Source organism: Streptococcus sp. 596553 (assembly GCF_900411395.1).
In the GTDB taxonomy this organism is placed as follows: Bacteria; Bacillota; Bacilli; order Lactobacillales; family Streptococcaceae; genus Streptococcus; species Streptococcus mitis_BA.
The window spans coordinates 15616-28695 of record NZ_OXCQ01000004.1; the positions used below are offsets into that span (position 1 = coordinate 15616).

Sequence of the window (13080 nt, forward strand, 5' to 3'; positions counted from 1 at the left end):
AAACATGAAACATAAATCATTTACATATTTGTTCTTAGGAACAGTTACACTTGCTGGCTTAACAGCTTGTGCAAATTCCAATAATGCGAATAAGGATGATAAGTCTGGAGAAGATTCTTATAAAATCACAACTGTTCGTTGGTCTGACTGGGGAGAAGATTATCATAAAGGTTTTCTAACAGATTCTGCCAAAGAATCAGGCATCGATGTTAAATGGGATACACTTGTAGCCGCAGATTGGGCAGATAAGAAATCTGTGTTGGTTGCTAGTGGAGATTTACCAGATGCATTTTTAGGTTCAAATGCTTTTACAGATTCAGAAATTGCTCAGAACCAATCTTTATTTATTCCATTGGAAGATTTAATCAAAGAAAACATGCCAAATTTAACTAAGGCTATGGAGAAAGAACCTAAGATTAAAGCTATGATTACTTCACCAGATGGTCATATCTACAGTCTACCTAAAAAATTACCGATGCGTCCTACTGTAGCTAATCAGCTATTTATTAATAAAAAGTGGCTGGATAATTTAGGATTAAAGGTTCCAGAAACTTATGATGATTTAGTAAAAGTACTACAAGAATTTAAGGATAAAGATGCGAACGGAAATGGAGACGCTTCTGATGAAATTCCATTCGGAGCAGGAAACTTTGATCCAACATTCTCATATATTCTTCCGTTCAATAATCGTTTAGGTGCAGATAATACATATGAAATGTCTGTAAAAGATGGAAAACCAGTCTACCTTCGTACAGAAGAAAGTTATAAACAAGGGATTGCAGCAATGCATGAAGCTTATAAAAAAGGTTTGATTGATCCGGAAATCTTTACAGAAGATACCTCTATGAGTGTAGCAAAACGTATGGATAAGGGAGTATCTAGAGTAGGTGTTTCTAGTGGTTGGACAGCAGATGCAACGTTTGGCTTACATTCAAGTGAATATATTGCTCTACCTGCTTTAAAAGGTATGGATGGTAAACAATATGTCTTTTCTGATCCAGATCATTACAACTATGGTCGAAATGAAATTTTGATTACAAATAAGAGTAAAAATCCTGCTAAATTATTGAAATGGTTGGATAAATTATATACAGATGAAGCAAGTATTCAGAATTTCTATGGATCATTTGGAATAGCTACTGAAAAGAATGGTGATAAGTTTAAAGTGTTACCTCCTAAAGATGGTAAATCAGCTGATGAATGGGCATGGATTAATTCACTTCGAGATTTTGGTCCTAAATACGTAAGCGATGATATCAATAGTCGCGTAGAAATCGATCAAACACAAGGTGATGGATTGAAATTGAAGATGGACCAAGATTTGAAACAATTTGCGTTGCCAGCTTACCCTAATGTGATTTATTCACAAGAAGAACTTAACAAATTATCATCAATCTATGTGAGTATTGAATCTTATGTCAAACAACAAGCATCTAAATGGGTAGTTGAAGGCGGCATAGAAAAAGAATGGGACTCATACAAAGAAACTCTTAAGAATATGGGATTGGACGAATTTATGAAGATTCAACAGGAAGCATATAATCGTTACCAAAAAGAAGTCAAAGAGTAATACTTTATATGAACTCTTGGTTGTATAAACAAGGGACTAGCTAATTACAGGAAGCGAGACTGATAACATCAAATTATCTCGCTTCCTTTATTCTAATTTTTAAAGAAATTTGGAAATGTTTTTTAAATAATTTAGGTAATATTTTTGTGCAACTGACATTCTAAAATATAGAGTTAAGACGATTGATTTTATGGAGAATATATTATGCAAAAATTATTTTCATTAGATGGAAAAGTGGTTAGAATTTTAACTTTTTTGACAGATTTAATTATTTTAAATACTCTATTTATTGTTAGTTGTATTCCAATAGTTACAATTGGGGCATCACTAACTTCTCTTACGACAATGTGGTATCGTATTTTAAAAGGTAAAGATACCGATATTGCTTATCATTATTTTCGGATCTTTAGACAAAATTTTAAACAGTCAACTTTTATTTGGTTGTTTATCCTCCTAATAGAATTACTTTTATATGTGAACTATTGTCTTTGGGGCTATTCAAGTTTATTTTCAGAGTATAGTTTATTGTTAGTGTTGCCCTTTTTATTTGTTATAATACTTTTGATGAGTGTTATTTTTCCCTATATTGGTCTATTTAAAGATAATCTAAAAAATAGTATTGTAAATAGCGTATTAATTTGTATGTTAAATCCAATACAAGCTATCATGTTGGTTTTATTTAATATTTCTGTACTGTATATGAGTTTTAGTAGTCCAGAACGAGTTTTAACAGCTATTTACGTATTTACATTTGGGGGATTTGCTTTTTGCGGATTGATGAATGTAATGATAACGAATAAAATGTTTGATAAAGTAAAGCAATTTACTAAAAGGAGGAAAACAAATTGAAAATTTTTAAGGGAGAGTTTTATCGAATCTCTGTATTAACAGACAAGCTAGTAAGGCTAGAATACTCTCAAACTGGAAGTTTTGAGGATAGAACGACACAACTTATCTATAATAGAGATTTTGGCCAAGTTTCGTTAGATTATATCGAGACATCAAATGTACTAGATATTATGACGGACTATTTTCATCTGCACTTTAATAAAGGAGAATTTAACGCCGAAAATTTATTTATAGAATTAAAAGGAAATTTTGCCGTATATGGTAGTCGCTGGTATTTTGGTGAATCTATTGAAACGTTAAAAGGAACAGCTCGGACTCTGGATGAGGCAGATGGAGCAATCTTGTTAGAAGATGGAATTATTAGCCGAAATGGTATAGCCTTATTGGATGATTCTCAAGGATTTATTTGGGATGAACAGTCTGGTTATATTGAGAGAGAAAATCAAATTGACCTGTATTTCTTTGCCTATGGGCATGATTATAGAGGAGCAATCAGAGACTTTTACCATTTGACTGGTTCAACCCCCTTGTTGCCAAGATACGCTTTAGGTAATTGGTGGAGTAGGTATTGGCCTTATACGTCGGATGAATACTTGGATTTAATAGACAGATTTGAAACAGAGAGAATTCCATTATCTATCGGTGTGTTAGATATGGATTGGCATATAACTGAAATTCCAGCCCGTTTTGGAAGTGGGTGGACAGGATATAGTTGGAATAGAAACTTAATACCTAATCCAGAACAGTTATTGCAACAACTTCATGATAGAAAGTTAAAACTCTCCTTAAATGTCCATCCTGCTGATGGTATACGGGCTTATGAAGAAGCTTATCCTCGAGTTGCCAAACGATTGGGGTTAAATGTAGAACTAGAAGAACCTGCTATTTTTGATTTTTTTAATCCCTCTTTTAGGGAAGCCTACTTTAAAGATGTTCATTATAAGCTAGAAAAGCAGGGAGTAGATTTTTGGTGGATTGACTGGCAACAAGGGACTCAAGGCATGTTGGATCCACTGTGGCTTTTAAACCATTATCACTATCAGGATAGTTGTAAAAATGAAGAAGGTGGCTTGATTTTATCAAGGTATGCAGGTCCTGGAAGTCACCGATACCCTGTTGGTTTTTCAGGGGATACTATTATTAGTTGGAATTCCTTAAGATTTCAACCTTATTTTACAGCGACAGCATCTAATATCGGTTATAGTTGGTGGAGCCATGATATTGGTGGACATATGTTGGGGGATTATGACGAAGAGCTACAAACTAGATGGCTACAGTTTGGCGTTTTTAGTCCTATAACTCGATTACATAGTTCAAGAAGTCCCTTTAATAGTAAAGAACCTTGGTTTTTTTCAGAAACAACATCTAAGATTATGAAGAAATACCTTCGTTTGAGACATCAGATGATTCCATATCTATATACCATGAATGTAAAGACACATGAGGAAGGTGCCCCTTTAATCAGCCCAATCTATTATTTCTACCCAGAGAATGATGAGAGCTATAATGTTCCAAATCAATACTTTTTTGGAACAGAACTGATGGTGGCTCCCATTGTAGAAAAGATGGATTTGGCATTCCAATCTGCAAAAGTGGATGTATGGTTCCCTGAAGGTGAATGGTATGACTTCTTTTCAGAGAAAAAATATACAGGTGGTGTGAAATTAAGTGTTTATAGGGACATTTCGACTATACCTGTGTTTGCTAAAAGTGGTGCAATCATTCCCTTGGTTGGTTCTGAGATAGATATGGGTGTTGATTTACCTGAAGTTGTAGATTGGTATGTATTCCCAGGCAAACAACATTCTTTTGAAATGATTGAAGATCAAAATGGTCAAAGATATAAAACAAGATTATCGATTGATTGGGAAAAGGGAATGGTAGAGTTAGCATTACAAGGAGATCCTAGTATCGTTCCAAGTAATAGAAGACATAGAATTCATTTTAAAGGAACGAATGTGTCTATAATTGAATGGCCAAATAAGAATGATACAGCTAGATTTGAATGCAAAGAAAATAAAATGCCATCTCTAAATGATGAAGTTTTTAGACTACTAAAGACGGCTTCTCTTCCATATGAATTAAAAGATAGATTGTTAAATCAATTCATCAATGCCAAAAATTCTCATGACTTAATGAATATCTTGCATCATCAGAATAAGGAATTGAGAGGACGTTTGTTGGAAATGATATTTACTAGCCAAAACTAATTGAGAAATTTCGTACACAATTTCTATTATTTAATGTGTAATAGTTTTACATCTCTATGCTTATTGACTTGTATTTTAGTAATTACAAGTTTGGCATAGGGATGTTTTTTGTTTACTGAAGAGGAAAGGATAAGTATGTTTCAAGGTTTGAAACATTTTTAAACTAAACAAGAGCAAATTTTTAAAGGTGATTTTTCAAAGTAACTTCCACTTGCCTGATCGAAGTGGAAGTTAGTCTGAAATGGATTTTTATGGTGGAATTAAGTATGAGACGTGTGATTTTTTCAGAAAATTTTCTAAAATAAACATAATTTGTTTGACATTCGTTTGAAAATTCTGTAAAATAAGTTATTATATTTTTAAGGAGAGTATATATGGAAAAACAGAAAACATTTTTTGGACATCCTATGGGCTTGTCCACCCTCTTCTTTACAGAGATGTGGGAACGCTTTTCTTACTATGGGATGCGAGCTATCCTACTTTACTATATGTACTATAGTGTGCAAGATGGTGGGTTGGGGATGGATAAGACCACGGCTGCATCGGTTATGGCGATTTATGGCTCACTGGTATTTTTGTCCTCGGTTGTCGGTGGTTTTGTCAGTGACCGTATTTTAGGAAGCCGTAAGACTGTCTTTTACGGTGGGATTCTGATTATGCTAGGGCATATTGCTTTGGCAACACCTTTTGGACAAGTGGCTCTCTATCTTTCTATTGCCTTGATTATCTTTGGAACTGGATTTTTAAAACCCAATATCTCAGATATGGTTGGGGGAATTTATGAGAAAGAGGATGATAGACGGGATGCAGGTTTTAGTATCTTTGTCTTTGGTATTAACTTAGGTGCCTTCGTTGCCCCTTATTTAGTAGGTTATCTAGGTCAGGAAGTCAATTTCCATCTAGGTTTCTCATTAGCTGCCATTGGGATGTTCTTTGGTCTGGTGAAGTATGTTTTAGATGGGAAGAAATATCTTCCTGAATCAAGTCTTTACCCCACTGATCCACTTTCACAGAAGGACCAGCAGACCTTGATTAAACGCTTGCTACTTACACTTGTCATGGTTATTCTGGTGATTATAGGCTTAGTCTTTACTCACCAATTTAACGTGGATATGATTGTTAATATCTTTACAGTGATTGCGGTAATCATTCCAATCTACTATTTCTTCAAAATTTTATCTAGTCAGAAAATAACTGCTACTGAGAGATCCCGAGTATTTGCCTACATTCCTTTATTTATCGCTGGAGTACTCTTCTGGTCTATTGAGGAGCAGGGGTCTGTTGTTCTCGCTCTATTTGCGGATGATCAAACTCGACTTTACTTTAATGTATTTGGGAATCAGATTCATTTCCCATCTAGCTTTTTCCAAAGTATCAATCCACTTTTCATTATGATTTATGTGCCGATTTTTGCATGGTTGTGGGGGAAAATGGGTAAAAAGCAACCGTCCTCTTCTAAGAAATTTGCTTACGGTTTATTAGCAGCAGGTTTATCCTTCTTGTGGATGATGTTACCAGGGATGCTCTTTGGGACAGATGTTAAGGTCAGTCCTTTCTGGTTGATTATGAGTTGGGCTATTGTGATTGTGGGGGAGATGTTGATTTCGCCTATTGGTCTATCAGTCACTACTAAGCTAGCACCAAAATCCTTCCAAGCACAAATGATGTCTATCTGGTTCTTGAGTAACGCTGCTGCCCAAGCTATCAATGCTCAAATTGTAAAATTTTATACAAGCGAAACTGAAGTGGCTTACTATGGAATTGTTGGAGGAATTACGATTGTATTCGGTATTATCTTACTCTTCTACGTTCCACGTATTGAAAAACTAATGTCTGGTATCAAATAGAGAAAAACTGGAATTTCTGTAAGAATTCTAAAAGTTAGAGCAATTATTCATTCAAAGGATTTAGTTCTGTATTGTATAGGGCTAGGTCCTTTTAGTTTGATTAAAACTCATGATGTTTTTGATATTCCTAGTAGACAATCGTACACTTTTTCTATTTAATACTCAATGAAAATCAAAGAGTAAACTAGGAAACTAGCCGCAGGTTGCTCAAAACACTGTTTTGAGGTTGTAGATAAGACTGACGAAGTCAGTCACATATATAGTAAAATGAAATAAAAACCTAACAAATCTGTTAGGAAAGTCAAACTAATTTCTAACAATGTTTTAAAAGCTAAGTTGTACTCTTCCAGATTCAGACCACTATATATGGTAAGGCGACGTTGACGCGGTTTGAAGAGATTTTCGAAGAATAAGTTAAAGCCAATCAAAAAATCCCACTATTCATTAGGTTAAAGGAAACCTAATCATAGTGAGATTGTGAATTATAGTAGGGTTTGTATGGCCTCTTCAATTTGTTTTGGGTCTGTTTTTGAAGAGAAGCGTTCAAAGACCTGCCCATCACGACCGATGAGAAATTTAGCGAAATTCCATTCGATTCGTTTTCCTAGTGGGCCAGATTTTTGCTCTTTTAACCAAACATAGAGAGGGTCTGCCTCCTTGCCGTTGACCTTGATTTTGGCAAAACGTGGGAAAGTGGTTTGATAATGTAGGCTACAGAAGGCGTTGATTTCCTCTGCGCTGCCTGGTGCTTGTCCCATAAACTGATTGCAAGGGAAGTCTAAAATCTCAAAACCTTGTTCTTGATAGCGATCATAGAGTTCTTGGAGTCCTTGGTACTGGGGCGTTAAACCACATCCAGTAGCAGTGTTGACAACCAAGAGAACTTTCCCACGATAGGTATTTAGTGGAGTTTCTTGATGGTCTTGGTTCAAGACTGAAAAATCGTATAGTGAAGTCATTGCTTGCTTTTCTCCTTCTGTTTGGTATTTTTAGGAGTTTTCTCCTCCTGTAGTGATAGAAATCCGTAGGTTAGGGTTCCAAAAATGCTGCCGATAATCAGGCCATACATTAGGAAAGGAACACTTTTGTCGAATTGCATGAGCAATTTCACAAAATCTGAAAGGGACATCTGCTGAACGAAGACCTTATGAAAGAGGAGTAGGGTAAAGAGGCCAATCTGAAGACCGATAAACACAACCCAGCTTCGAAATTTGATTTGGGCTTTGCTGTAGGTTTTGAGGATGATTTCTGACTTGTCATCTTTTTCAAGATGGAGTTCTTTGACGGCTCTTTGAGTTTTTAAAGTAATGAAAAAAATGAGTCCAGAGTAAATGTAGGGCATGGCATAGCGAACCACCTCTATGAAGCGTCCAAATAATAGATAAAACAAGAAGAGAAAGAAGGAAGAATAAACGATTTGGACCATGGAACGGGCACAAGCCTTGTAGATAATTTCTTGTCTGCATTCATCAAAAGGGCCTTGGATATGAAAGAGATTTCGAAGTAGGCGAGTGGTTAAGTCATCTTTTTTCATGCTAGTAACCTCCTAAATGAGTGGTTTTACTGACTTTCTTTTACGAATTGATAGAGATAATAAAGATAAGTGATAGAAGAAAGGCTAGCAATAGTCAGCAGTAAATAATATTTCCAACCGCTTGAGGCGAGCATCAGTTGTGGAAAAGATAGAATTATAAAGTATAGTGCTAAGTTGAGTATGCGCGTTTTTTGGGAGTCAATCTTTAGATAAGTCAGTCCTTTGTTAAGGGCTGGAATAAAGACTAGCCCGAGGAATATCTCTCTGATTAAGTTCCCTGAAACGATGATGAAGATGAGCAGAGAACTGAACAAAAGATGATAGGTAAGTAAAGTTAGTAATGATTTCATAGGGCACCTCTTAATCCTGGTCTTTTTTAGCTCTTGTAATACGAAGTGAGTCGACAATATGTATCATCACTCCGAAAAAGAAAGCTCCCAGTATAGTTTTAAAAATATGTTTTGTATTTAGAAGAGAACTGATAAAATTTGGATTTTCACTTGTTAGGGTATCAATGAGTGGAATTATAAAAAATATCACTGTTCCATAAATCGAACCTGCTTTCAGACCAGGATAACGTGACTGTTTCTTTTCTTTTTTCATAGGGCACCTCCTAATCCTCATCTTGATCTTTCTTAGTTTTTGCAATGCGACGGGAGATGAGAATCTGTATAACTACTCCAAAGAAGACAGACTGGAGGATACTTGAAAAAATATTTTTAAAAGCGAGAAGTGACTGAAGATAGTCCTGACTCTCACCTAGCAGTATATGGAGAAGAGGGGTTGTAAAAAAACTCATTAATCCATAGACTATCCCAGCTTTCAGACCTGGGTAGTGTAGTTGCTTGCTTTCTTTCTCATTCAGCATATCTGGTTCAATAGTTGTAATCCCTGTTTTTTGCATTTGGTAGGTGAGATATCCAGCAACGATGAGGGCAATCACTAAAATTAGAGGAGGATAGACTAGAGCCACTAGTTGAGGATATTTATAGGCCAGAAGGAGTGGAATAAGATTTCCGAAAATCATCAGATAAAAGAGGATGATAAAGACTTGATTGCCGATACGATCAGCCTCGCGTCGTTTGTATTCGTCAAGTGGATCAGAAATACCGTATGTGCGCTTGATCAGTTTTTCAGTGAAGGTTTCTTTTTTCATAAGTTTGCTCCTTTTTTAAAAATTATCTTCCCAAAAGAGACTGTTGAGGTCAGTTTGGAGGCTGCGGGCGAGATTGAGACAGAGTTCCAGAGTTGGGTTGTACTTGTCGTTTTCAATCATATTGATGGTTTGTCTCGAGACACCGATATCCTTGGCTAGTTCGAGCTGGGAAATACCTAGTTCCTTGCGAAATTCTTTCACACGATTCATCTGGTCTCCTTTCTGATTTATGTCGTATATATTTGACTATATTATATTCTTTTAAACATGAAGTGTCAAGTATTTTTGACATATTTTTTGAAGAAATTCTTACTTGTTTTTAGCCTATTTGTCTGACTAGTGCAAGCTGGTCAGATTTGTGGTAAAATAGATAAGATATGACAAAAGAATTTCATCATGTAACGGTCTTACTCCACGAGACGATTGATATGCTCGATGTAAAGCCTGACGGTATCTACGTTGATGCGACTTTGGGTGGAGCAGGCCATAGCGAATATTTATTAAGTAAATTAAGTGAAAAAGGCCATCTCTATGCCTTTGACCAGGACCAGAATGCCATTGACAATGCGCAAAAACGTTTGGCACCCTATATCGAAAAAGGGATGGTGACCTTTATAAAGGATAACTTCCGTCATTTACAGGCACGTTTGCGCGAAGCTGGTGTTCAGGAAATTGATGGAATTTGTTATGACTTGGGAGTGTCTAGTCCTCAGCTGGACCAGCGTGAGCGTGGTTTTTCTTATAAAAAGGATGCACCATTGGACATGCGGATGAATCAGGATGCTAGTCTGACAGCCTATGAAGTGGTGAACTATTATGACTATCATGACTTGGTTCGTATTTTCTTCAAGTATGGCGAGGATAAATTTTCTAAACAGATTGCCCGCAAGATTGAACAAGCGCGTGATCTGAAACCTATCGAGACTACGACTGAATTGGCAGAAATTATCAAGTCGGCCAAGCCTGCCAAGGAGCTCAAGAAGAAGGGTCATCCTGCTAAGCAGATTTTCCAGGCTATTCGAATTGAAGTCAATGATGAACTGGGAGCGGCAGATGAGTCCATCCAGCAGGCTATGGAGATGTTGGCTCTGGATGGTAGAATTTCAGTGATTACCTTTCATTCCTTAGAAGATCGCTTGACCAAGCAATTGTTCAAGGAAGCTTCAACAGTTGAAGTTCCAAAAGGCTTACCCTTCATCCCAGATGATCTCAAGCCCAAGATGGAATTGGTATCCCGTAAGCCAATCTTGCCAAGTGCAGAAGAATTAGAAGCCAATAACCGCTCGCACTCAGCCAAGTTGCGCGTGGCCAGAAAAATTCACAAGTAAGAGGAAAAAAGATGGCAGAAAGAATGGAAAAAACAGGTCAAATACTACAGATGCAACTTAAACGGTTTTCGCGTGTGGAAAAAGCTTTTTACTTTTCCATAGCTGTAACCACTCTTATTGTAGCAATTAGTATTATTTTTATGCAGACCAAGCTTTTGCAAGTACAGAATGATTTGACAAAAATCAATGCGCAGATAGAGGAAAAGAAGACCGAATTGGACGATGCCAAGCAAGAGGTCAATGAACTATTACGTGCAGAACGTTTGAAAGAAATTGCCAATTCACACGATTTGCAATTAAACAATGAAAATATTCGAATAGCGGAGTAAGATATGAAGTGGACAAAAAGAGTAATCCGTTATGCGACGAAAAATCGGAAATCGCCGGCTGAAAACAGACGCAGAGTTGGAAAAAGTCTGAGTTTATTATCTGTCTTTGTTTTTGCCGTTTTTTTAGTCAATTTTGCGGTCATTATTGGGACGGGCACTCGCTTTGGAACAGATTTAGCGAAGGAAGCTAAGAAGGTTCATCAAACCACCCGTATAGTTCCTGCCAAACGTGGGACTATTTATGACCGAAATGGAGTCCCAATTGCTGAGGATGCAACCTCCTATAATGTCTATGCGGTTATTGATGAGAACTATAAGTCAGCAACGGGTAAGATTCTTTACGTAGAAAAAACACAATTTAACAAGGTTGCAGAGGTCTTTCATAAGTATCTGGACATGGAAGAATCTTATGTAAGAGAGCAACTCTCGCAACCTAATCTCAAGCAAGTTTCCTTTGGAGCAAAGGGCAATGGGATTACCTATGCCAATATGATGTCTATCAAAAAAGAGTTGGAAACTGCAGAGGTCAAGGGGATTGATTTTACAACCAGTCCCAATCGTAGTTACCCAAACGGACAATTTGCTTCTAGTTTTATCGGACTAGCTCAGCTCCATGAAAATGAAGATGGCAGCAAGAGCTTGCTGGGAACCTCTGGGATGGAGAGTTCCTTGAACAGTATTCTTGCAGGGAAAGATGGTATTATTACCTATGAAAAGGATCGTCTGGGTAATATTGTACCTGGAACAGAACAAGTTTCCCAACAGACGGTAGATGGCAAGGATGTTTATACGACTATTTCCAGCACCCTCCAGTCCTTTATGGAAACTCAGATGGATGCCTTTCTAGAAAAAGTAAAAGGTAAGTATATGACCGCGACCTTGGTCAGTGCAAAGACCGGTGAAATCCTCGCTACCACCCAACGACCTACCTTTAATGCAGATACTAAAGAAGGAATCACTGAGGACTTTGTTTGGCGTGATATTCTTTATCAAAGTAACTATGAACCAGGATCAGCCATGAAGGTTATGACGTTAGCTTCTTCTATTGATAATAATACCTTCCCAAGTGGAGAATACTTCAATAGCAGTGAATTCAAAATAGCGGATGCGACGACTCGAGATTGGGATGTTAATGAGGGTTTGACTACTGGTGGGATGATGACTTTCTTACAAGGTTTCGCTCACTCCAGTAATGTTGGAATGAGTCTACTTGAACAAAAAATGGGAGATGCTACTTGGTTGGATTATCTAAAACGCTTTAAATTTGGGGTTCCAACTCGCTTTGGCTTGACAGATGAATACGCTGGTCAACTTCCAGCTGATAATATTGTTAGTATTGCTCAAAGCTCATTTGGGCAAGGAATTTCAGTGACACAAACACAAATGCTTCGTGCCTTTACAGCTATTGCTAATGATGGAGTTATGCTGGAGCCAAAATTTATAAGTGCTATTTATGATACTAACAATCAGTCTGTACGTAAGTCACAAAAAGAAATAGTAGGAAATCCTGTTTCCAAAGAGGCAGCAAGCACAACTCGAAATCACATGATCTTAGTTGGGACGGACCCTCTATATGGAACTATGTATAATCACTACACAGGAAAGCCAATTATAACAGTTCCTGGACAAAATGTAGCAGTTAAATCCGGTACGGCTCAAATCGCTGATGAGAAAAATGGAGGATACTTGGTTGGTTCTACCAATTATATTTTCTCAGCTGTGACTATGAATCCTGCTGAAAATCCTGATTTTATCTTGTATGTAACGGTTCAACAGCCTGAGCATTATTCAGGTATCCAGTTGGGAGAATTTGCCACCCCAATCTTGGAGCGGGCTTCAGCTATGAAAGAATCTCTCAATCTTCAATCTCCAGCCAAAAATTTAGATAAAGTTACGACAGAATCTTCTTATGCAATGCCTAGCATCAAGGATATTTCACCTGGTGAGTTGGCGGAAGCCTTACGCCGAAATATTGTGCAACCAATCGTTGTAGGTACTGGAACAAAGATTAAAGAGACTTCTGTAGAAGAAGGGACCAATCTTGCACCAAACCAACAAGTTCTCCTTTTATCGGATAAGGTAGAAGAAATTCCAGACATGTATGGCTGGAAAAAAGAGACTGCCGAGACCTTTGCTAAATGGTTGGATATTGAACTGGAATTTGAAGGTTCAGGTTCCGTTGTTCAGAAGCAAGATGTTCGGACTAATACAGCTATCAAAAACATTAAAAAAATTAAATTAACTTTAGGAGACTAAT

The 13080-nt window shown here is 37.1% G+C and carries 13 protein-coding genes; 7 read left to right on the top strand and 6 right to left on the bottom strand.

Annotated features, from left to right (window positions below; translation table 11 throughout):
* The first annotated feature begins 4 nt into the window (after positions 1-4).
* The 4 genes from DSY56_RS05375 (at position 5) to DSY56_RS05390 (ending at position 6476) form a co-directional block, all read left to right on the top strand.
* Positions 5-1570, top strand: coding sequence for an extracellular solute-binding protein (locus DSY56_RS05375; protein WP_112444316.1), 1566 nt, complete (start codon positions 5-7; stop codon positions 1568-1570).
* A gap of 204 nt (positions 1571-1774) precedes the next feature.
* Positions 1775-2419, top strand: coding sequence for a DUF624 domain-containing protein (locus tag DSY56_RS05380; RefSeq protein ID WP_112444318.1), 645 nt, complete (start codon positions 1775-1777; stop codon positions 2417-2419).
* Positions 2416-4629, top strand: coding sequence for a glycoside hydrolase family 31 protein (locus DSY56_RS05385; RefSeq protein WP_112444320.1), 2214 nt, complete (start codon positions 2416-2418; stop codon positions 4627-4629). Before DSY56_RS05380 ends, DSY56_RS05385 begins: the two co-directional genes overlap by 4 nt.
* 437 nt (positions 4630-5066) lie before the next feature.
* Positions 5067-6476, top strand: coding sequence for a peptide MFS transporter (locus DSY56_RS05390; RefSeq protein ID WP_373455505.1), 1410 nt, complete (start codon positions 5067-5069; stop codon positions 6474-6476).
* Positions 6477-6958: 482 nt separating this feature from the next.
* On the opposite strand, the gene DSY56_RS05395 is transcribed toward DSY56_RS05390, so the two are convergent.
* The 6 genes from DSY56_RS05395 to DSY56_RS05420 are packed head-to-tail and all read right to left on the bottom strand — an operon-like array spanning position 6959 to position 9376.
* Positions 6959-7435: a glutathione peroxidase gene (locus DSY56_RS05395; protein ID WP_112444322.1), complete on the bottom strand. Its 477-nt coding sequence runs from the start codon at positions 7433-7435 to the stop codon at positions 6959-6961.
* Positions 7432-8010 carry a DUF3278 domain-containing protein gene (locus DSY56_RS05400; RefSeq protein WP_112444324.1) on the bottom strand — a complete coding sequence of 193 codons (579 nt, stop codon included), beginning with the start codon at positions 8008-8010 and terminating at the stop codon, positions 7432-7434. The genes DSY56_RS05395 and DSY56_RS05400 overlap by 4 nt, the downstream gene beginning before the upstream one ends.
* 26 nt (positions 8011-8036) lie before the next feature.
* Complete coding sequence (locus DSY56_RS12350; protein ID WP_112444326.1) at positions 8037-8360, bottom strand: hypothetical protein; 324 nt, start codon at positions 8358-8360, stop codon at positions 8037-8039.
* 10 nt (positions 8361-8370) lie between these two features.
* Positions 8371-8613, bottom strand: coding sequence for a hypothetical protein (locus DSY56_RS05410; protein WP_112444328.1), 243 nt, complete (start codon positions 8611-8613; stop codon positions 8371-8373).
* A 10-nt stretch (positions 8614-8623) separates the two neighbouring features.
* Positions 8624-9166 carry a DUF3278 domain-containing protein gene (locus DSY56_RS05415; RefSeq protein ID WP_000712353.1) on the bottom strand — a complete coding sequence of 181 codons (543 nt, stop codon included), beginning with the start codon at positions 9164-9166 and terminating at the stop codon, positions 8624-8626.
* Between the two features lie 15 nt (positions 9167-9181).
* Complete coding sequence (locus tag DSY56_RS05420) at positions 9182-9376, bottom strand: helix-turn-helix transcriptional regulator (RefSeq protein ID WP_001082471.1); 195 nt, start codon at positions 9374-9376, stop codon at positions 9182-9184.
* A gap of 167 nt (positions 9377-9543) precedes the next feature.
* Between DSY56_RS05420 and rsmH the strand changes: the two genes are divergently transcribed.
* From rsmH to pbp2x, 3 genes are read left to right on the top strand one after another with little or no spacing between them, the layout of a single operon-like run.
* Positions 9544-10494, top strand: coding sequence for a 16S rRNA (cytosine(1402)-N(4))-methyltransferase RsmH (gene rsmH, locus DSY56_RS05425; protein WP_112444330.1), 951 nt, complete (start codon positions 9544-9546; stop codon positions 10492-10494).
* An 11-nt stretch (positions 10495-10505) separates the two neighbouring features.
* Entirely contained in the window at positions 10506-10823 is a 318-nt protein-coding gene (gene ftsL, locus DSY56_RS05430) for a cell division protein FtsL (protein WP_000840840.1), read from the top strand.
* Positions 10824-10826: 3 nt separating this feature from the next.
* Complete coding sequence (gene pbp2x / locus DSY56_RS05435; RefSeq protein ID WP_112444332.1) at positions 10827-13079, top strand: penicillin-binding protein PBP2X; 2253 nt, start codon at positions 10827-10829, stop codon at positions 13077-13079.
* Position 13080: the final 1 nt, after the last annotated feature.

What these genes read in the sequence shown, in the direction of transcription:
- DSY56_RS12350 (WP_112444326.1), bottom strand. Translation starts at nt 8,360, where the DNA reads ATGAAATCATTACTAACTTTACTTACCTATCATCTTTTGTTCAGTTCT.
- DSY56_RS05415 (WP_000712353.1), bottom strand. Translation starts at nt 9,166, where the DNA reads ATGAAAAAAGAAACCTTCACTGAAAAACTGATCAAGCGCACATACGGT.
- DSY56_RS05380 (WP_112444318.1), top strand. Translation starts at nt 1,775, where the DNA reads ATGCAAAAATTATTTTCATTAGATGGAAAAGTGGTTAGAATTTTAACT.
- DSY56_RS05400 (WP_112444324.1), bottom strand. Translation starts at nt 8,010, where the DNA reads ATGAAAAAAGATGACTTAACCACTCGCCTACTTCGAAATCTCTTTCAT.
- DSY56_RS05395 (WP_112444322.1), bottom strand. Translation starts at nt 7,435, where the DNA reads ATGACTTCACTATACGATTTTTCAGTCTTGAACCAAGACCATCAAGAA.
- rsmH (WP_112444330.1), top strand. Translation starts at nt 9,544, where the DNA reads ATGACAAAAGAATTTCATCATGTAACGGTCTTACTCCACGAGACGATT.
- DSY56_RS05410 (WP_112444328.1), bottom strand. Translation starts at nt 8,613, where the DNA reads ATGAAAAAAGAAAAGAAACAGTCACGTTATCCTGGTCTGAAAGCAGGT.
- pbp2x (WP_112444332.1), top strand. Translation starts at nt 10,827, where the DNA reads ATGAAGTGGACAAAAAGAGTAATCCGTTATGCGACGAAAAATCGGAAA.
- ftsL (WP_000840840.1), top strand. Translation starts at nt 10,506, where the DNA reads ATGGCAGAAAGAATGGAAAAAACAGGTCAAATACTACAGATGCAACTT.
- DSY56_RS05390 (WP_373455505.1), top strand. Translation starts at nt 5,067, where the DNA reads ATGTGGGAACGCTTTTCTTACTATGGGATGCGAGCTATCCTACTTTAC.
- DSY56_RS05375 (WP_112444316.1), top strand. Translation starts at nt 5, where the DNA reads ATGAAACATAAATCATTTACATATTTGTTCTTAGGAACAGTTACACTT.
- DSY56_RS05420 (WP_001082471.1), bottom strand. Translation starts at nt 9,376, where the DNA reads ATGAATCGTGTGAAAGAATTTCGCAAGGAACTAGGTATTTCCCAGCTC.